At 58.5% G+C, this 19,185-nt stretch carries 20 protein-coding genes and 1 tRNA gene; 13 read left to right on the forward strand and 8 right to left on the reverse strand.

The genetic code is table 11. The features are described from left to right. Positions 1 to 25: 25 nt before the first annotated feature. The 4 genes from ACSYHF_RS05790 to ACSYHF_RS05805 all read left to right on the forward strand — a co-directional run bounded on the left by ACSYHF_RS05790 (position 26) and on the right by ACSYHF_RS05805 (position 2,187). Positions 26 to 1,036: a 2-hydroxyacid dehydrogenase gene (locus tag ACSYHF_RS05790; RefSeq protein ID WP_111129589.1), complete on the forward strand. Its 1,011-nt coding sequence runs from the start codon at positions 26 to 28 to the stop codon at positions 1,034 to 1,036. Between the two features lie 51 nt (positions 1,037 to 1,087). After that, on the forward strand, positions 1,088 to 1,414 hold the full coding sequence (locus tag ACSYHF_RS05795; RefSeq protein ID WP_329915485.1) for a hypothetical protein: 327 nt from the start codon (positions 1,088 to 1,090) through the stop codon (positions 1,412 to 1,414). An 85-nt stretch (positions 1,415 to 1,499) separates the two neighbouring features. Further along, positions 1,500 to 1,575 (forward strand) — tRNA-Thr (locus ACSYHF_RS05800). A gap of 333 nt (positions 1,576 to 1,908) precedes the next feature. Continuing rightward, positions 1,909 to 2,187 (forward strand): hypothetical protein, encoded by a 279-nt coding sequence (locus ACSYHF_RS05805; RefSeq protein WP_447576160.1) that lies wholly within the window; start codon positions 1,909 to 1,911, stop codon positions 2,185 to 2,187. A 102-nt stretch (positions 2,188 to 2,289) separates the two neighbouring features. Here the strand turns inward: ACSYHF_RS05805 and ACSYHF_RS05810 are convergent, their stop codons facing one another. Continuing rightward, a complete protein-coding gene (locus tag ACSYHF_RS05810) occupies positions 2,290 to 3,234 on the reverse strand; it encodes a sce7725 family protein (RefSeq protein ID WP_447576161.1) in 945 nt (314 codons plus the stop codon). A gap of 32 nt (positions 3,235 to 3,266) precedes the next feature. Continuing rightward, on the reverse strand, positions 3,267 to 4,130 hold the full coding sequence (locus ACSYHF_RS05815; RefSeq protein ID WP_149500815.1) for a sce7726 family protein: 864 nt from the start codon (positions 4,128 to 4,130) through the stop codon (positions 3,267 to 3,269). Positions 4,131 to 4,394: 264 nt separating this feature from the next. Here ACSYHF_RS05815 and ACSYHF_RS05820 point away from each other — a divergent pair, with 264 nt between their 5' ends. Beyond that, the gene (locus tag ACSYHF_RS05820; RefSeq protein WP_447576162.1) at positions 4,395 to 5,597 is read left to right on the forward strand and encodes a tyrosine-type recombinase/integrase; all 1,203 of its coding nucleotides are present in this window, start codon (positions 4,395 to 4,397) and stop codon (positions 5,595 to 5,597) included. Between the two features lie 5 nt (positions 5,598 to 5,602). On the opposite strand, the gene ACSYHF_RS05825 is transcribed toward ACSYHF_RS05820, so the two are convergent. Beyond that, complete coding sequence (locus ACSYHF_RS05825; RefSeq protein ID WP_149500817.1) at positions 5,603 to 5,944, reverse strand: helix-turn-helix domain-containing protein; 342 nt, start codon at positions 5,942 to 5,944, stop codon at positions 5,603 to 5,605. 149 nt (positions 5,945 to 6,093) lie between these two features. Between ACSYHF_RS05825 and ACSYHF_RS05830 the strand changes: the two genes are divergently transcribed. Further along, positions 6,094 to 6,627 carry a hypothetical protein gene (locus ACSYHF_RS05830; protein WP_447576163.1) on the forward strand — a complete coding sequence of 178 codons (534 nt, stop codon included), beginning with the start codon at positions 6,094 to 6,096 and terminating at the stop codon, positions 6,625 to 6,627. Between the two features lie 40 nt (positions 6,628 to 6,667). After that, positions 6,668 to 7,009 carry a hypothetical protein gene (locus ACSYHF_RS05835; protein WP_139042353.1) on the forward strand — a complete coding sequence of 114 codons (342 nt, stop codon included), beginning with the start codon at positions 6,668 to 6,670 and terminating at the stop codon, positions 7,007 to 7,009. A gap of 355 nt (positions 7,010 to 7,364) precedes the next feature. Here ACSYHF_RS05835 and ACSYHF_RS05840 read toward each other — a convergent pair whose 3' ends face one another. Next, positions 7,365 to 7,925 (reverse strand): MarR family winged helix-turn-helix transcriptional regulator, encoded by a 561-nt coding sequence (locus tag ACSYHF_RS05840; protein WP_285319287.1) that lies wholly within the window; start codon positions 7,923 to 7,925, stop codon positions 7,365 to 7,367. 115 nt (positions 7,926 to 8,040) lie between these two features. Between ACSYHF_RS05840 and ACSYHF_RS05845 the strand changes: the two genes are divergently transcribed. Next, complete coding sequence (locus ACSYHF_RS05845) at positions 8,041 to 8,493, forward strand: hypothetical protein (RefSeq protein ID WP_237827117.1); 453 nt, start codon at positions 8,041 to 8,043, stop codon at positions 8,491 to 8,493. Between the two features lie 301 nt (positions 8,494 to 8,794). Further along, a complete protein-coding gene (locus ACSYHF_RS05850) occupies positions 8,795 to 9,868 on the forward strand; it encodes a hypothetical protein (RefSeq protein ID WP_447576164.1) in 1,074 nt (357 codons plus the stop codon). Between the two features lie 1,445 nt (positions 9,869 to 11,313). On the opposite strand, the gene ACSYHF_RS05855 is transcribed toward ACSYHF_RS05850, so the two are convergent. The 4 genes from ACSYHF_RS05855 to ACSYHF_RS05870 all read right to left on the reverse strand — a co-directional run bounded on the left by ACSYHF_RS05855 (position 11,314) and on the right by ACSYHF_RS05870 (position 14,754). Then, positions 11,314 to 12,420: a PIN domain-containing protein gene (locus ACSYHF_RS05855; protein ID WP_149500823.1), complete on the reverse strand. Its 1,107-nt coding sequence runs from the start codon at positions 12,418 to 12,420 to the stop codon at positions 11,314 to 11,316. Positions 12,421 to 12,454: 34 nt separating this feature from the next. After that, positions 12,455 to 13,417, reverse strand: coding sequence for a hypothetical protein (locus ACSYHF_RS05860; protein ID WP_447576165.1), 963 nt, complete (start codon positions 13,415 to 13,417; stop codon positions 12,455 to 12,457). 355 nt (positions 13,418 to 13,772) lie between these two features. Further along, positions 13,773 to 14,105: a hypothetical protein gene (locus ACSYHF_RS05865; RefSeq protein WP_329888091.1), complete on the reverse strand. Its 333-nt coding sequence runs from the start codon at positions 14,103 to 14,105 to the stop codon at positions 13,773 to 13,775. Between the two features lie 13 nt (positions 14,106 to 14,118). Then, positions 14,119 to 14,754, reverse strand: coding sequence for a GyrI-like domain-containing protein (locus ACSYHF_RS05870; RefSeq protein WP_134955503.1), 636 nt, complete (start codon positions 14,752 to 14,754; stop codon positions 14,119 to 14,121). Positions 14,755 to 15,107: 353 nt separating this feature from the next. On the opposite strand from ACSYHF_RS05870, the gene cyoA reads away from it, so the two are divergent. Genes cyoA through cyoD form a run of 4 tightly spaced genes read left to right on the forward strand, consistent with a single transcriptional unit; the run spans position 15,108 to position 19,124 of the window. Continuing rightward, positions 15,108 to 16,148 carry a ubiquinol oxidase subunit II gene (cyoA, locus tag ACSYHF_RS05875; RefSeq protein ID WP_005415723.1) on the forward strand — a complete coding sequence of 347 codons (1,041 nt, stop codon included), beginning with the start codon at positions 15,108 to 15,110 and terminating at the stop codon, positions 16,146 to 16,148. A 2-nt stretch (positions 16,149 to 16,150) separates the two neighbouring features. After that, positions 16,151 to 18,148, forward strand: a complete 1,998-nt coding sequence (gene cyoB / locus ACSYHF_RS05880) for a cytochrome o ubiquinol oxidase subunit I (protein ID WP_061479143.1) — start codon at positions 16,151 to 16,153, stop codon at positions 18,146 to 18,148. Further along, positions 18,145 to 18,783, forward strand: coding sequence for a cytochrome o ubiquinol oxidase subunit III (gene cyoC, locus ACSYHF_RS05885; RefSeq protein ID WP_005408583.1), 639 nt, complete (start codon positions 18,145 to 18,147; stop codon positions 18,781 to 18,783). The genes cyoB and cyoC overlap by 4 nt, the downstream gene beginning before the upstream one ends. After that, the gene (cyoD, locus tag ACSYHF_RS05890) at positions 18,783 to 19,124 is read left to right on the forward strand and encodes a cytochrome o ubiquinol oxidase subunit IV (protein ID WP_005415725.1); all 342 of its coding nucleotides are present in this window, start codon (positions 18,783 to 18,785) and stop codon (positions 19,122 to 19,124) included. The genes cyoC and cyoD overlap by 1 nt, the downstream gene beginning before the upstream one ends. Positions 19,125 to 19,185: the final 61 nt, after the last annotated feature.

The following is a 19,185-nucleotide window of genomic DNA, read 5'->3' on the forward strand; positions in this document are numbered from 1 at the left end:
CAGGGAATTCCAGCCAGGCCCGTCCATGCAGATCGCCGTCTTCAGTGCCCGCCCCTACGACCGTCGCTTCCTGGACGAGGCCAATCAGCGCGATACGGCCGGGCAGGGCTTTGCGTTCGTGTACTTCGATGCCGCGCTGGACGTGCATACCGCCGCGCTTGCGCAGGACTGCGCCGCCGTCTGCGTGTTCGTCAACGACCGTCTCGACGCGCCGGTTCTGCACGCGCTGCATGCGTTGGGCGTGCGCGCCGTACTGCTGCGCTGCGCCGGCTTCAACAATGTGGACCTGGCAGCCGCGAAAGCGCTGGACCTGTTCGTCGCACGGGTGCCGGCCTATTCCCCCGAAGCCGTGGCCGAGCACGCGCTGGCGCTGGTGATGACGCTCAACCGGCAGACCCATCGCGCCTACAATCGCGTGCGCGAGGGCAACTTCATGCTCGATGGCCTGCTCGGCCGCACTCTGCATGGGCGCACGGTCGGCATCGTCGGCACCGGCAAGATCGGCCTGGCCACCGCGCGCATCTTCCACGGCATGGGCTGCACCGTGCTGGGGCATGACCCGTATCCATCGCCGGCCTTCGCCGGCGTGGGCGACATGGTTGGGCTGGATGAACTGCTGGCGCGCGCCGACATCGTGTCGCTGCATTGCCCGCTGACGCCCGATACCCAACACCTGATCAACGACGCCTCGCTGGCGCGGATGAAGACCGGCGCGATGCTGGTCAACACCTCGCGCGGCGCGCTGGTCGATACCCATGCGGTGATCCGCGCGCTGAAGTCGCGGCGGCTGGGTCATCTGGCCATCGACGTCTACGAGCAGGAAAGCGCGCTGTTCTTCCAGGACCTGTCCGGCGAGATCATCGATGATGAGGCCTTCCAGCGCCTGATGACCTTCCCCAACGTGCTGGTGACCGGCCACCAGGGGTTCTTCACCGTAGAGGCGCTGCAGGAGATCTCGGCAATCACGCTGGGGAACCTGCGGGATTTCGCCGAGGGGCGGGTGTGTGCGAACCGGGTGGAGACATCGCTGAGATGATTGGAAGTCATGAGGGGTGTGCGTTTTCATACCTATCATTGAGGGGCGCAGATGAAACGCTTAGTCACCTTGAAAGTTGGGCTGCTGTTTCCATTGCTGATGGCGGGCGGCTGTGCAGCGGAGGAGTCCCGAGGCGAGAAGGGGTGGGAAGGGCTAGAACGATGCGTGACAACAATCGAGACTTACGTTCAAGAGACGAGGGGATGGAAACGGGAGATGTATCGGATTGCGGAGGAGTCTTCCGGCACCGCAGATATTGGCTTCTCGGTCCAGCACGTCCATGACAGGGTTCTGCTGCCAGAAGGCGGACTGAAGTCATTTCATGTTGATCTCGACCAGCGATGTTCCAGGGTCACCCGTGAAAGCCACTATCAGTAGCTGGTAGCGGCTTGTTGGCCCATGAAGAGGGTAGATGCGCGGCCATTGACCGCATGTTGCTTGTAGTCCTACAATGCCCAGCTAGGCCGGAATAGCTCAGTTGGTAGAGCGGCGCATTCGTAATGCGTAGGTCGCAGGTTCGACTCCTGTTTCCGGCACCAGTTGTAATGAAAAGCCCCGGCCTTTGGTCGGGGCTTTTTGTTTGTGGTGGATCGGAACCTGTTGATCCGCCAAGGTTTCGCGCCGAGCTCAGTGCTGGCTGAGCTTTCATTCAACTGGATGCGGATCGTTCTTGTCCAGGCAACACGTCAGTACCCGTGTGATCGATCGGCTTCAATCCCGCTTACGTTGAAGCAGGGTAAACTCTGCCAAGTTCGCCCATCGGCGCACCGCATCGGTGGCTCTCTGAGCAAACACTGCTGGAAGTGTCTGTCGATACCCTATCATCGGCGCGTTGGTCAGATGATCTGGTCAACCTGAACAAGGAGAATGGAATGAAGTTCAATGTTCGAATCATTTCCACAGGGGAAGTCATCGAACTCGATGAGTCTCAATTGGAAATTGAGCAGGATGGCGGTGATGAGCGAGGAATGGGTGCGGAACTTACGTACTCTGCGACCTTCGAAGGTGAAGGCTTCAGGGTTCGCTGGGAGTTTACGGAGTATCCGGCCGGTTGTCTGGGAAGTACTATCGCGAGGCACGAAAACTGCACCACCGATCATGAGCCCGACTTTAGCGATGTGGTTGCCTTCAGTTCCGAGGACTCAGAGTAATAAATTCAGGGGAAGGGAGGGGTTTTGCCCCTTCCTTCCTTGAGCTTAGGGTCTAGCCGTCCCTGATCACGCTGATACAGGGCAAGCTGAGGAAGTCTCACTTCAAAGAAGTGCGAGCATCTGAACGATGTGGTGGCGAATCTGATACTCCTTGTTCTTCCCAAGTCCCGGAAAAGTGTCCTCAGCGACATGTTTACGGTACGCATCTAGCGCGGTATTGGTTACAAACTCTGTAGGTCTCTTTTTCGCGGCGCGTACAAGCTTCTTGGCTGCTTCGAGAAATTTGGAGGCGGCGTCGCCCACGTCGCGGTCGATCTCGTCCGACACGAAGTGCTCTATCCAGGCTTCATCTTTGCCGTTCGGACGGAAGGAGGCGTGAATCGCCACTGCGCCGGGTTTTCCGCCCCCGATCTCCAGCGCTTTGCCGGTAATGGTGTAATCCCCAATTCCTGCGAAGTCCTTGCCGACTAGTTGGTGCTGGTCACTGAAGAACTCAACGCCGTTGTAATCAGCATTCCGTGGAAGCTTTTTGAATCCATCGCGGATCGAAACAATCTTAGACTTCGGGATGAGTGCGAGTTGCTTCTTGCCTACGCTTGAGCTGAGTGAGAAGACAAAAACTGTTTCTGGGCTGTGTGCAATGGACTTTAGATCCGCATCACTAATGACAGGGCTATCAAGTAGGAAGGCGACCTGTCTGTCGGAATAAATCTTCTGGAAGGCGCTAGCCTGAGTAACATTTGTCTTCGCATCCCATATGAAGCCTGGAATTAGGTCCGTGTACTTAGCGAACGAATCGGCCAGATCCTTGCGTAAATTGCTTGCGACTCCGGTACCGCCTTTGTATTGATGCCGATGTGGATTCATGATGATAACGGCGCGAATTCCTTCCCTGCCGTAAGTATCGATGAATCGCAGAAGATCTCCTGTGTTTTCTAGTACCGGTTCAACTACAGGGACAAATTTTTCGAAGTCTACGTTCTCTGACTTCAGATTCCGAAGAGCAAGTAGCTCAGAGCGGCGACCGCAGAGATAAGGGCTATACATCGTCATCCAGTGAGTGATGTGGCCCCCGATGTTTAAGTTAATTTCGCGTGAGAGTCAAGTACCTCGCGAATCTTGCTTCGCTGCGTCGAACTTAGGTTCGCTGAATAGCCTAAGGCGCGTAGGTGGTTAGGGAGAGCCCTTAAGTAGCCCACAAATTCCTTGTTGGTCGTTCGCCCCCTCATGGCTTTCAAGTGGATAGCGTGAGCGTCCTCGACGGAGAGTTTGCAAAATTCTTTCTCGCAGTACTGCGAGACAAGTCCATTAGGTAAAGAGATCTTCTGCCCGAGGTGCTTCTCAATGGCGCCAACGTATTCGTCACGTCGAAGCATTCTAAACAGAGCCCGGGTGTCAATATTGTGGATATTGCTAGCGGCCTCGCGAACGGTGCGGAGGGATCCTCTTTCGTTGAGCTCCATGATCCCCACGCGCTGGTCGCAGAACGACACGTATCGGTGTGCATTGTTACGAGGCGCGACCACGTATACCTTGTCGAAAGCCTTGAGGTAGTCAGCGGTCTGTGAAGTAAGGCGGCGAGGTGAGTCAAGCTCGCTTTTTACCTCGTAAGCCGTCGACGTTCCGTTGAAGACCGCGATGTCGACAATAGATTTTCCGACGTGGAGCTCCATGCCAACGGCTGAAGTGGCGGGGCTGTGTCGCCCGAACACAATACGATCAATCACTGCACTCTTGTAGACGTACTCATTCCTATGGTGGTTGCTGAGGTGACTGAAGGCCAGCTCCAGTACGCCTGCGACACTGCGAACCTCGCGCTCGGCTAGTTTTTCTAGCAGCGGTGCGAGGATCTTAAGAGGGTCGGCTCCCTTCGCAAGTGCGGTGAATACCGGTCTACTGAGCGCCCTTGAGCAAATGTGGGAAAAGCTAGTGGAGTCACTCATTTGGAGTTGCCATTTTGAAGAGTGTCGACCGGGTAGGGAGTGTCACTCTCTGATCGCAGCAGGCCGTTCGTGGGTCGAAGTTTAGCTTAGGACGCCACCTCTGCAAATCGAACCATGCAGAAGGTCTTGACAGCCAGGCTGCCGGACGAGTAGCAGGGTTGGCTCCATGTATAGATCTGGGCGGATACGGATAGTCCTTATCCAATCACCGCCTCGCATCCCGTCCTAAGTTGGTCTTATCGCCACTTATGGACCCTCCGCCCGATGTCATCCGCCCTCACCAAGCGCGTCGTGCTCACAGCTGAACCCAAGGATCGCCCCTATGAGCTCAGGGATGCTCAGGTTCGTGGTCTGATTCTTCGCGTGCAGCCCTCTGGGCACAAGGCTTGGATCGTGACCTGGGCGCACGGTAAGCGTCGTACTTTAGGTTCGGTCGAACATCTGACACTTGATCAGGCCCGCGACCAAGCCCGGCAAGCGGTGGCTGAATACGTTCAGTCCGGATTGCCGACGCTTGCTAAGTCCAAGCCCACTAGCTGCACCCTCGAAGCGCTGCTCAACGATCACTTCGAGCCTTGGGCCGTGGCTGAGCTCAAGGGTGGTCGCCAGTACCCGGACCGCATCCGATCGGTGTTCCCGTGGCTGCTGCGTCGTCAGATCATCGAAATTGACGTGCCTACAATGGAGCGCTGGTGGCGCGGACGTGTCACTGGTCCTGATGCCGTTACCAAGGCTACCGCAGCGCGCGACTTTGCTTGCCTGCGGTCTGCCTTGTCGCGGGCCGTTGAGTGGAAGCTGATCGAGACTAACCCCCTCATGGGCATGCGTCAGCGATCAGCAGCTAGCCGCAAGGTGGTCCGGTTCCTTTCCCCTGATGAGGAGGCGATGCTCCGGGCCGGGCTGGCAGCGCGCGATCTAGCTGGGGTTGAGGGGAGGGCGAACGCGAATGCGGCCCGACGTAAGTACCGGCAAGCGGTTCTGCCTGATTTGCCGATGGACGGGTACGTCGATCACCTGACCCCGGTGGTTCTTACAGCCATTAATACCGGTATGAGACGTGGTGAGCTGTTGTCGATGAGCTGGGCTGACATCAACTGGGAAGCAAAGATGCTGACGATCCAGGCGGAGAACGCCAAGTCCGGTAGGCAGCGTCACATCCCGTTGAATGCCGAAGCCATGGAAGTCTTGCAGCGTTGGGCTGGGCAAGCGGGCGAGCGCCGTGCGGGCAAGGTCTTCGACGTGACCGACATCAAGAAAGGGTGGGGCAAACTCATAGCCGATGCCCGCATTGAAGAGTTCCGCTTCCATGATCTGCGCCATCATTTCGCATCACGCTTGGTGCGGGCAGGGGTGGACCTGAACACCGTGCGGGAGCTCTTGGGACACGCAGATATCACCATGACTCTTCGCTACGCCCACCTGGCCCCGGACACCCTGGCGGCGGCAGTTGCCAAGCTGGCGGCGTGAAAGAGCTATTCCCTCTGCTTTCCAGCCAAACGCTCGAGCTCTTCCCGCATCCTTTGGCGCTCCGCAGAGGGAAGCTTGGCGAAAGCCAAGATCGCCGCAGCTAGGTCATCGTCCTCAGCGAACAGGTAGGCGACCGGTACATCCAATGCCTTGGCCAACTCCGCAGCCTTGGTCATGTCGGCTTGGTTTCGTTCGCGCTCGTACCTGTTGATCAGCACGGCACCCCGGTTCTTGTCCTGGTCCTTATCCACCAGCGCCCCCAGCGCGCGCTGGGAGAGCCCGCGCAGTGCTCGAGCTTCGGAGAGCCGCTTGGAAAACGTTGCAGTAATGACAGTGGGCGAGGGCACGCGGAGGTAACGGTCTGTGAACCTGCAGCAGCATGGGCCATATACCTGATCAGTAGAAGTCATTACCATATCAGTATATGACGATGTGCGAGGTGTGACTGGCTGCAAGGGGTGGCCGGGCCCGTCAGCGCTCAGTCGGGGACGTTGGGATGAAGAACCGGATTACGCATGTTGCCGTCATGTCGTTGGTGCTGACGGCTGTTGTTCCCGGGGAGGTAGTGGCTCAACAACAGCGGTCATACGACCGTTTCAAGGATCGAACCTCCTACGAGGCCAAAGTGGAGCTATCGGAGCTGTCGAAGACCAGCAGGGGCATTTCTCTGAGCCTGCACAGCGTAGTAGACGGAGACCGCGCTGTAACGAAGTCGGACTCTTTCACCATCTCGGCCATCCTCACCTTCAACATGTCCTATGACGTCCGCTGCGCCGGTACAGGCTTTGACATGCTCGTGGACGGAAGGGCTGTTTCGCTTCCCAGCGACATGCCCGCCTTCAATCGATACGAGTACGCAATCCTTTCGTTCGGCAAGAAGATGACCTTGGCAGAAGCAGGGGCCTTCACCGGTGCCAACAGGATCGAGGCCCGGGTCTGCGATACCGAATACAGCCTGGACGATGAGCAACGCGCTGCATTGCGTGATCTGGTCGAGGACGCTCAGGTGGGTAGTCCAACGGGTGGCTGACGTCGGAAACCCCAGTGCATCCAATCATGGAGGAGAGAACATGCAAACCAGCGATCCAGCAACTAACCTTTATCAATGCCCGGCTTGCCGTGCTGCCATCCCCTCGGGTAGATCATCCGCGAAGTGTCCTAAGTGCTATGCGGACCTGCCCAAGGCAATTATTGAATCGAATCGTGCGAGCGCGAACGCCCGGGAAGAGCGTGGCTCGACAGCGGCGTGTGTGGCATTGGGGCTAGTTGCACTCGCCATTGGGCTTTACTTCCTGATCAACCCCTCAGCAGGCGGTTACGGCAACATTGCCAACATGCATGCGCTAGCAGTAGGGCAAGCACTGACCATCGCTGGGGCTGTGCTGCTGGGCTTGGGCATTCGCCCTCGCTGAGCAACTAGATCTGCCGCAACCAGGCCCGCTGATGGCAACGTCAATGGGCCTTTTTATGCTAGCTGAGGTGTCACCTGGCTAATGTCTCAGCCACCGGGCTAGCTACGCAGAACAGACGCTCTAGGATCGCTCTGTCGGCCGATCTGGGGCTGCCCGAGCGCTGTCGATGCAGGGGTGTAGCGACCCTGTCAGGATGGCGTTGTGCTGCGATTGGTGCGCATTGGCGAACGACGGGTTCTAATTGTGTGCGTGGATGATTCGCCTCCAAAGCACGAAGTCCTAGATGGTTCGCGAAGGTCGCGTTACCTAGCTGCCGTAGTGGGGTACCGGAATCGATCACTCCATACAGCCGTGATCATTCGAGCTCAGCCCTCCTTCGGGACTCAGCAACTCTGGACTGTTGATGGTTCTTTGCAACTGCATTCTTGGTTGACTGCTTTGAGAGGGTGCGCATGTAGGCCGCTCGATGCTCCTCTTTGCGCTCGTGTTCACGCGTCAAGTTCAGCTTATCAACGGCCTTTAGTAGTCCGACTCTGCTGCTGGGCGAAAGCACCTCGCTGAGCCCCTTAAAGGTATCCGCCCAGGCAGTCTTGCCTCCGGCCAAACTAGATTGCCCGCGTGGCTTGATCCCAAGTCCCTTAGTCCGGGCATCAATACGTACTTCAGACACCATTTCTTTGCGTATCAGACGCCCAACAAGTACAGACATCGATGCAGGCGTGGTGCCAATCAATCGAGCGAGGCTCGCGCGCGTCATCGGATAGGCGTTGGCAACTTCTGCCCGCTCGATAGCCTCTAGCGCCAGGAATCCAGAGAGGGATAGGTCGTATTCCTTGAGGTGGACTTCAAGATCACTAGTCAGCCGGCTGGCAAGTATCAATAGTGCCTTGAACTCAGGATGGGGTAGTTGGCTCATGCCACATCCTAAGGTGGTGGACTGGTTGAATTCAATGGGTCCGCCACTTACTTGCTTGGCAACCTTGTTTCCAGCGACGGCAATTTCGCGGTCGCTAGCAACTAGGACAACTACCATGCGCAAGCACAACAATATCGATCGTTCCACCCGCCTCTTCGCTGCGCAGCGTGAGGGCAGGGAAGCGCTGCACACCGCGCAGAGCGCAATTTCTGAAGCGATCATGGGCGGTGAGCAGCTGGTCGCGGATAAGGCTTGCGAAATCCATCGCGCCTCCACCTACAGCGAGATGACTGCATTCGAGGCCACAACTGAGTTTGCGAACATGCTGCAGCTCTACATCGGGGCTACTGACCGTCGCTTCGACCTGCGCGTATGCGACGCCTCGATGTTCCGTGCGATATGGAAGGCTCGCCAGATGGTTGACATGACCGGTATCAACTACCGCGACTACGTTCAGCGTGCTGTGACCTACCTGCGCCACTGCGGCAAGAAGCGCATCACTCCCGCAATGCTTGTCTCTGCTGAAGTACAGCTGCACGTGATGGAGCTCGACGCCGTCAGTCGCTGAGGTCCGAGCCGGTAGCGGCCCTTGGCGACCATGTTGGGTGCGGAGGGGCCCCTCTGCGCCTAACGGCACTAAGGAGCGTGATGGCTAGGGATGGCCTGGGACCAGGTGAAGTTCAGGCTGTCACATTTAGCGATAGCGCCATACAACCGCTTGGGGGCCGTTCCTTCATATGACTCGCGTCATCCATTGCGCGCCCGCAGTGGAAGCGTCCGGGCGCACCGCGCGCTAGTGAACATAAGAAGACCGGCGATTTCATCGGCCCGGTCGGTATAACACTGTCTTTATCGAGGAGGGCAGGAGAATGGCTAGGAACAAGAAGTCAGGCGCGACGGGCGGGAAGGCAAAGGCAAAACGGCCTAACCCGGCCCGAAAGAAGGCGTCTGCGAAGAACATGGTGGAGGCGCAGAGCAGGGATGCCTCGTATCAACGCGCGCTGAAGTCGGCTGATCCCGTGAAGCGACAGGTGGGAGAGCTGGTCTTCCAGCGCACGTACATCGATAAATGCTTGCTTGCCAAAGAGGCATTGTTGCTGCGCACCCGTTGGATCGGGAACCGCTACATGTCCCCGGTGCAGGCAACGCAGGCGTTCACGGAGGCATACATCGCTGCGTACCGTGCTGCTTGGGCGCGTCACTTTGACCATTCCGAAGCGCCGCGCAAGCAGCCCTGTATGCCAAGTCTCGCATTGAACGACAGGTCGGTTATTACCAGCTTGTGGCGGGCCCGTCAGAAGGCTGACGAACTGGGAATGCCGTACGATCTGTTCTGCGAGATCATCATGGAACGATGGATCGTGGGCCGAAAGGCGAAGCGTCCACCATTGCCAAACCAGCTGATTTCCGGGAAGTTGTTCGACGCATGGATGCGAGGACACCCCACCTGGGCTGAGACTGGTGAACGGTTGTTCTTGCCCGCTTGGGATCGGCGCTTCTTTATGGAGCCGTCTGGAGAAGATCCCGTGCATGCTGCGGCAATGCGGGCATTGAGTGCCGATGTGCTGCATGCAAGGGACCGCCCCGCCCGATTGGCGCGGTATCTTGGGGCTGGTGGACCGCTGACAGAGGCGCGTGCCAAGGCGATGTTTGAAGAAGACATGGTCCGGGATGCGCTGGCGATGGTCGCCGAGCCTGCTGAGGTCAACGAAGCGCCTGAAGGATACGCTCCGGCGTGCATCGGCAATCGTAGCGACGTGCGGGATATGCCGTGTTACAACTGCCCATTCGCTGTGCAGTGCTCGAGCGTAAAGCGGAAGGTGACACGCGCGCTGAACGCGGCAGGCGTCTCAGGCGATCCCCGTGCGGACAGGAGGCGTGAGCAGAACCGGAACAGCCAGCGCAAGCATCGCGAGGAGCAACGGCGAAAACTGGCTGCATAGCGAGCGCCAATAGGATCTTACGCGCGCGAACGAGCTTGCTTGTCAGCAGCCCCATAAGAGCTATAAATCAAGAGCAACTACCTTCTCTTTGAGAAGGTAGATATTTATTGGGATGCCAACGTTGATGTCCCGTGACTGGTCCCATCGGTACTCGGGCCTTCGGCCCTCGCACCTCGGGTCCAGATGCGCGCCCCTTCGGGGACGCGCAGAAAGCTATAGCCGGGGTTCAGTAGAGAGCGTGCGCCGGAGATATCGAGGGGACCTGTAAGCCCCAGTCTTGAATCCCACCGGTGTTTGCGTAGGGGTGTCGCTGGCCGGTCCTGCGGCGCGCTCAGTGAGCTTCTGGTGAAGCCTGGTGTGCATCCTGCAGGCCGCTTATGAGCGCAATGTCCCGGCGATCACTGTGATGTACAGATTGCTCGCCCACGTATGCAGTGTTTATGGCGATCCACATGACACATGGTCGATTCGATGGCTACTCGGATGGTCATGTCGATTGTCGTAAACCGCAGTCCTCATTGATCGACGCCGCAATTGACCTCGAGGTTGCATGGGGGGGGGGCTTGGCCGTGTAAGCGCGCTTCGAAGATCCTGGAGGCTGGGGTATAGCTCATACAAAGCGCTATCAAAGTCCATGTGCCCTGAACTTGACAAGCAACATGCGGGCGGCGGTGCATGAGCTTGCGCCTGCCACCGCAATGCATGGTGGCCATGTATGAAGCGTACGGTGGTGTTCGGCCTTGTACGGGCGGTAAAGAATGTGCGCCGTTCAAGTCTCATCCCCTGCGACCGATTTGCTCAAGGATGCATAAAACAATCACCGGGACGGCTACATGGATCGTTGGACGTGGATGATGGTAAGGATGTATGCGCCCGCACTTGGGGCTTTGGCACTGGGGTTGCTGCTGATGCTGCCGTTGGGAATGCTCCGGGAGAGTCCGGTGCTTGCAGGGGTCTATGCGATGGCGCGATGGCTCCCGGCGTTGGCTATCGCGGTGTCGGTCACCCTTGCACTTGTCGCTACTCTAAAGCTTTGGCGCTGGGACCAAGGGCGCAGCGCCTTGGTTTGCGAATGCGGTGGCTTGCTGGGACGGGAGCGCGACGGGAGATATGGGTTGTATCGGAAGTGTCTTGCCTGTCGCCGTAACGTCAATGAGAGGTACTACACGTAGATTCGGTTCCGGGGCACGTACACCACAGGCCGCTGTCCGCCTTGAAAGCAGGCGTGAGCCCTACCTGGCTTTCCCTGGGGCTTCATGGGCCCGAATCAGCTCAAAGTGACGGCTCCCCGGCTTACAAGGCACTTATCGGCACCGTGGCTGCTAGTTGGGTTTGGCTAAGTCATTGTTCCCAAATGAATTCTGTCCACCTGCGGTGCCATGAGTAACTGCATCAGTACTGCGAGACTCAGCTAGAACACTGCCTAATGGTCACTGGCAAACGCGTTAATTGACCTCGACCTGCTCGACAGAATCGATTGTCACTTCGAGCGCACCTGCGATCTCGTCAGCGTCTAAAGCGAGAAGGATGGGCATTGGAACCGAGATCCTTGCGGTTCCTGACACCGAGAGGAAGAACTCGTCCTCAGCTTGGAAATAATGGTCGCTGTGGTCTGTTACGCTGATATCAAAGTCCATCGCGTAGTAGTCCGGTTTGTATATATAGAAGTATGCGGAAACCCACAAAGAAAGGCTGAATGGGAGGCCGATTTCCCCGTTGCCAAAGTAGCTCGCATCATCGAAGTGAAGCTCAATATCCTCCGCGTCGTTGTAACCACTTACTGTAGCTTCGTTGTTGTCATCGGGTATCTGGCTAGAGTGGATCGTGATGTTGACCAAACTATCCCCGATCTTTCCTTCGATCGCTGATGAGATATCATTGGTTTCCGCTTGGTGCTGTTCAATTATTGAAATAATCTGAGGAAGCTTGTCCGTCACGTCTAAGTCGACGATCAGTGCTTGTGTCGATTCTTTCTCAATAAATGCGGCCAGACTAGTGAACGTGCTCGCGTGTTCGATTAGGGACATAGCGTCGGCGAGCTTGCCATCCTCACTGATCACGACGAGAGGTGAAGTGGCAGGTATGGCTTTAACTGCCTGATATATGAATGAGTCCGGTATGTCGTTGCGCTTCTTAGGTTCTGTCAAGGGGGCGCTGCCTTGGAAATATGCTTCCAGAGCACTTTTTGACTGCTCAAATGTTAGTTCTTGTCGTATGGCGCCAATCTCATTCGCCCACATCAGTAGGGACTGCTCTGCGTCATCAAGTACCGACTGCCCGTACTCCTTGATGTCGCTGAGCGTAGCTTCTACTAGAGCTTTGCTTGTCGGTGACAGTTCCTTTTTCAATAGGGAGCTTAGTGCGGATTCTGCGCTGCTGATGTCTTTCTGGCACAGGGATCGACGATAGGTTTGAAATTCGCGCTCGACTAGGTAGGGTAGATAGACCTTCACTAGGCCGGCTTTAGCTAGTCGCGCCAAAGCCTGGAATGGTAGGTCGGAACGAAATGGATTCTTTCTGTAGACGTTGGTGTCGAGGACGATGTTGATCATTTGATTAATTCCCGCTGGCCGCTTTTGAATTGGTTCACGCTTTGAGCTTGAATTTTATCAATCGTCCGGAGAGATTGGCCTTGTCTACGACTCGTACCTCGAGCTCTACCTCAATCTTTTCCTCGTTCGCCATGTGCTTGAAGAGCTTAGTGATCTTGGTGTCTGAGAGCTGAGGCTTCATGAACTTCGCGCTCAGCGAGATGTTCTTGCCCTGCAGTCCGACCATGTAATGCGCGCCGTTCTTTCGAACATATTTTACGGTGCAGGTCTCATGAATCGTCTGTTTGTCACCAATTCTTCTTGATCTCTTGTTTGCCAAGAGCTCCAAGTCCTCTTGGCTAAGAATAAGGCCGTCAATGGTTAGACTTTCGGCATCGACTGAGGAGGCAGCAAATCTCCAAAATGCACTTCGGGCGTCGGGGACTACCTGAGAGAATTGTGGATACCGAGAGGTCAGTTTCCTCACTGCTCGGTCTAAGAGTTCAAGCTTCTCTTTGTCCCCTTGCTGTGGTCTGATAGAGGCAAGTAGCAGCTTCTTATCCTCTATCTCAAGCTGCTTAGCTCTGTTCTCATAGTGTTTTAGAATTACGGGCCTTGAAACGAGCGTTAGCCCCAATACAAGGGCTGCGATTAAAGAAAGCTCTGGATTCGAGCCGACGGCACTTGAAAACGCTTTGACCAGGGGGGTAAAGTCGGTTTCTAGAATTGAAGAGCCCTTTTTCACTTTTGTAGTGAACTGAAGCTGTTCGTCCTCCTCCGCCTTCAGGCGGCGCATGTCATATGCACCGTGAGCCACGACTGAGTACGCGCGCCCGAATACGTCTTTGAGATCAACCAGTGCGGACATTTGGCCGGAATTGAGCGAGGACTCGTAGTCCTCGCCACTGAGCTTTATGTCTAGTACCGGCCATACCCTGAATTTGGGAGGGCTGGCGGGTGCCCCTGACATTAGCCTCTCCAAGAGCCGCCAAGCTGCTTCGTCCGAGTCAATGACCACGTCGCCTCCATTGCTAATCGCCCTTGGGAAGGTAACTGTACCATTCAGGTGCCAGTCAGTGTTATCGGCCTCTCTTTCACCATGAATAGGAATTCGGTCGTGGTTGTTCCGGGGGCTTACACCGCGCTTAGAGTTCGCTGGCCCAGCACGCGCCGGGTGCGCTTTGATCGTGGCGGTAGCGTCTTGGCGTCCAATCTAGGCAGTGCTAGGCTGGGTTCGTAATGCGTAGGTCGCAGGTTCGACTCCTGTTTCCGGCACCAGTTGTAATGAAAAGCCCCGGCCTTGGTTGGGGCTTTTTGTTTGGGCCCGTCGGTGATCCTTGGATGGCCACCTCACTGAAGGTTGCAAGCCTTCATCAACGTCTCGTCATCCCCGCACCCCGTGCCAGCCACCACGCCAGCTGCCGGAGATAACCACCCGCGGCTCCAGCCGATGCACCGATCATCAGGCGTGCAAGCACTCTGATCCCGCGCGCGGCCCGCTCCCGCACCCAAGGCAGGACCGCCACCACCTGCGCACCCAGCAACAGCATCAGCACGTCCAGCCCCAGCGCATCCACCACCGGCAACAACGGCAGCAGATCCGGATTGCAGGCCAGCATGATCACCAGTGCAGCACCCAGCACGGCCATCAGGCGGCCTCCGGCGGGCAGGGTGGTCCAGCGCATCAGGCGGTTGTTCAGGCGCACGGCATTCCTCGTGTCATCTGCGGGAATCCTCATCAGGCCCGATCGGCCGCACCGGCTGCCGCAGCACGGTTTTCAACCGCGCTGCGTCGGTCCTGCGCGGGTCGCTCAGGTAGATCTCATGATGGGGGCCGGCAAAGGTGTATCCCAGTGCGGGCATCACTTCGTCATGCAGCTGCGCCAGGACGGGTCCCTCGTCGTCGTAGGCGCCCACGTGCAAGGTCTGCAGGCTGGGGCCCTCGGCAAGGAGTTCATGGCGAAGGCTGGGCGGCGCCTCTCCCAGCTTCGCGCGCGCCTTGCTGATCGCGGCCTGCCACTGTGCAGGGCCGATGCCCTCGGGCGTGCGGATCATTACGGTCCAGGCCCACTCATCCTTGCGCCGCGCGAGGAAGCTGGCCGGGTCCTCGGCACTCCACAGCGCCTCCAGCGGTGGCACCACGTAGTCGCGCCCTTCGGCCTTCAGCGCGAACTTCAGTGCATAGCTCACCGAATACAGCCACTGCACGGCCTGCAGGTAGACGGGGGCCGTGTTCGGGTCGCCGCGACCATCGACCATCACGTAGGGAATGGGCGGTACATCCACGCGTACGAACCTGCCGGCGGGCGGTTGATAGAGCGCCCGGTCGCGCTTCTTGAAGTCGATCTTGTCCACGGGCCTTCCTCCTGCGCCGAGCATCCCACGCCAGGCACCCGCCAGCACGCCTGAACAGGTTCAGGTGACTTTGCCGAACGAGGGCGGACTGCCGGCCAGCACCTGATGCCAGGATGCCGCCCGCGGGCGTCCTGCCCGCCGCGCGTGCGCGGTGCGACAACGTGTCGCAGCCAGAATCGGGCCTTTCCTGCGCTCGATCATTGTCAATGCCTTTCTTAAATGGTGGGTGACGGCCTAAAATTGAAAGGCTGACTCGACCCCACCTCCCTGCCTGTCTTCCGGACCGGTGGGACCGGCTTTGGCCGGAACAGGCAGGGACGGGGAACGGCATTCCCTCGCAATTGGATCGACCGATGATTCCGTTGAAAACCCTTGGGCGCTGGTTGCGCCCGGGCCTGCTGCTGTCGTTGCTGGTGATGCTCACCGGCTGCGATGCCGTGGCCATCCTCAGTCCGAAGGGCCAGATCGGCCAGGATGAGAAGACCCTGCTGATCACGGCCACCGTGCTCATGCTGCTGGTCGTCATCCCGGTCATCATCATGACCCTGACGTTCGCGTGGAAGTATCGCGCCTCCAACACCAAGGCCCGTTACGAGCCGAAGTGGTCCCACTCGACGGCGATCGAGGTGGTGGTGTGGTCCATTCCCTGCATGATCGTGCTGGTGCTGGCGGTCCTGACCTGGCGTTCGTCGCACGCACTGGACCCGTACCGTCCGCTGGATTCGGACGTCAAGCCGGTCACCATCGAGGCGATCTCGCTGGACTGGAAGTGGCTGTTCATCTATCCGGAAGAGAAGGTGGCGGTCGTCAACGAAATCAAGTTCCCGGTCAACACGCCGCTGAACTTCAAGATCACGTCCGATTCGGTGATGAATGCCTTCTTCATCCCGCACCTGGGCAGCATGATCTACTCGATGGCTGCGATGGAGACCAAGCTCCACCTGATCGCCAACGAGACCGGTGAATTCCCGGGCATGTCCTCGCACTACAGCGGCGCGGGCTTCGCCAAGATGCACTTCACCGCCTACTCGGTCACCGATGCCGAGTACCGCCAGTGGCTGGACCAGGTCCGCGCCGGCGAGCAGACCCTGGACAAGGCCTCGTTCAAGGCCCTGGGTGAAGCGCGCAACGCCGAGTGGTATCCGGTCACTTACTTCGGCAAGACCGAAGAAGGCCTGTTCGACTGGGTCATCGCCAAGCACATGGGCGACAACAAGCATTACGGCATGAAGCACTCGCATGCTGGTGCCGCCGCTGCCGATGCCGCCACCCATGAAGCGCACGAAGGCCATGCCCCGAGTGACGCGCATGATTCCAAGGAATCGGGTGAAAACCTGGATGCCACCGAACACGAACACGCAGGCCATGCCGGCCACGCGGGTTCGGGAGAATGAACATGTTGGGAAAACTCTCTCTTGAGTCGATCCCCCACGATCCGATCGTGCTGACCACCCTGGTCGGCGCGGTTCTTGGTGGCCTGGGCGTCGTCGCCCTGATCACCAAGTTCAAGCTGTGGGGCTATCTGTGGAAGGAGTGGTTCACTTCGGTGGATCACAAGAAGATCGGCGTGATGTACCTCATCGTCGCCTTCGTCATGCTGCTGCGCGGTTTCTCCGACGCCATCATGATGCGTACCCAGCAGGCCATCGCCGTCGGTGGTTCCGAGGGTTACCTGCCGCCGCACCACTACGACCAGATCTTCACCGCCCACGGCGTGATCATGATCTTCTTCGTGGCGATGCCGCTGATCACCGGCCTGATGAACCTGGCCGTGCCGCTGCAGATCGGTGCGCGCGACGTCGCGTTCCCGTTCGTCAACTCGCTCAGCTTCTGGCTGTTCGTGTCCGGTGCGGTGCTGATCATGCTGTCGCTGTGGATCGGTGAGTTCGCTGCCACCGGCTGGCTGGCGTTCCCGCCGTTGTCGGGCATCGAATACAGTCCAAGCGTCGGCATGGACTATTACATCTGGGGTCTACAGGTGGCGGGTTTGGGTACCACGCTCAGTGGTATCAACTTCTTCATCACCATCCTCAAGATGCGCACCCCCAGCATGAAGCTGATGCAGATGCCGGTGTTCACCTGGACCGCCCTGGTGACCAACGTGCTGATCGTCGCGGCCTTCCCGGTGCTGACCATCACCCTGGTGCTGCTGACCCTGGACCGTTACCTGGGTACGCACTTCTTCACCAATGACGGTGGCGGCAACGCCATGCTGTACATCAACCTGATCTGGATCTGGGGTCACCCGGAGGTGTACATCCTGGTCCTGCCGGCGTTCGGTGTGTTCTCCGAAGTCATCGCGACCTTCTCGCGCAAGGCGCTGTTCGGCTACAAGGGCATGGTCTACGCCACCGCCTGCATCGGCGTGCTGTCGTTCATCGTGTGGCTGCACCACTTCTTCACCATGGGTTCGGGTGCCAACGTCAATGCCTTCTTCGGCATCACGACGATGATCATCTCGATCCCGACCGGCGTGAAGATCTTCAACTGGCTGTTCACCATGTTCCGCGGCCGCGTGCACTTCACCACCCCGGTGCTGTGGACCATCGGCTTCATGGTCACCTTCGTCATCGGCGGCATGACCGGCGTGATGCTGGCGATTCCGGCCATCGACTTCGTGCTGCACAACAGCCTGTTCCTGATCGCCCACTTCCACAACGTCATCATCGGCGGCGTGGTGTTCGGCATGTTCGCCGGCATCACCTACTGGTGGCCGAAGATGTTCGGCTTCCGCCTCAATGAGTTCTGGGGCAAGTGCGCGTTCTGGTGCTGGTTCATCGGCTTCTACGTGACCTTCATGCCGATGTACGTGCTGGGTTTCATGGGCATGACCCGTCGCCTGCAGAGCACCGTGAACCCGGCCTACGAGCCGCTGCTGCTGGTTGCTGCCTGCGGCGCGTTCATCGTCGGCGCCGGCATCCTGTGCCAGATCATCCAGGTGGCCGTGTCGATCCGCGACCGCAAGAAGACCGTCGACCTGACCGGCGACCCGTGGGATGCCCGTACGCTGGAGTGGGAAACCTCCTCGCCGCCGGCCTTCTACAACTTCGCGACGCTGCCCGAAGTCACCGAGCTGGACGATTTCTGGGAGCGCAAGCAGCGGGGTGAAGCCTGGCCGAAGCCGGCCAAGTACACCGACATCCACATGCCGCGCAACACCGGCACGGGCGTTGTCATCGGTGCCTTCAGCCTGGTGTTCGGCTTCGCGATGATCTGGCACATCTGGTGGCTGGCCATCGTCGGCTTTGTCGGCATGATCGCCACGTTCATCTACCGCACCTTCGACCAGGACGTGGACTACTGGGTCCCGGCCGCCGAGGTGGAACGCATCGAGAACGAACACCGCAAGCACCTGGAAGCCCAGGGCCTGGTGAAGTCGGAGCTGAAGGCATGAGCACCAATACCTCGACCCTGAGCCACGGGCACGCCGCGCACGCGGCGGCCCATGGCCATGACGACCACGAGCACCACGATACCGGCGGCAACACCGTCTTCGGTTTCTGGGTGTACCTGATGAGCGACTGCCTCATCTTCGCCTCGCTGTTCGCCACCTACGTGGTGCTGGCGGGCGGTACCGATGGTGGTCCCACCGCGAAGGACCTGTTCGAGCTGCCGTTCGTGGCGTGGGAAACCGCGCTGCTGCTGACCTCGTCGCTGACCTTCGGCCTGGGCATGATTGCCATGCACCGCAAGCAGATGGGCCAGATGTACCTGTGGCTGGGCATCACCTGGCTGCTGGGCTTCGGCTTCATGTGCATGGAAGTGTGGGAGTTCCAGCACCTGATCCATCAGGGCTACGGTCCGGACCGCAGTGCCTTCCTGTCGGCGTTCTTCGCCCTGGTCGGTACCCACGGCCTGCACGTCAGCGCCGGCCTGCTGTGGCTGCTGGTGATGTTCGTGCAGCTGAAGAAGTACGGCCTGACCCCGACCAACAAGACCCGCATGGCGTGCCTGAGCCTGTTCTGGCACTTCCTGGACCTGATCTGGATCGGCGTGTTCTCCGTCGTCTACCTCAATGGAGCGCTGTAATGGCACATGACAACCATGCACACGACCACGGCACGGGCGGCGAAAGCCACGGCAGCGTGAAGTCGTACCTGATCGGCTTCGTGCTGGCGGTGGTGCTGACCGTCATCCCGTTCTGGATGGTGATGTCGGGCGATTTCTCGCGCACCGTCAACGGTGTGGTGATCGCAGTCACCGCGGTGCTGCAGATGCTGGTCCACCTGGTGTTCTTCCTGCACCTGGATCGCTCTTCGGAAAGTCGCTGGAACGTCAACGCTGCGGCCTTCACCGTCGTGGTGATCGGCATCATCGTGATCGGCACCCTGTGGGTCATGCACAACATGAACGTGCACATGATGCACTGACGTCCTCGCGACGTTGCCACGCAGAAAGGCCGCCCTCGGGCGGCCTTTCTGTTGGCGGATG

The organism is Stenotrophomonas maltophilia group sp. P373 (assembly GCF_053295075.1).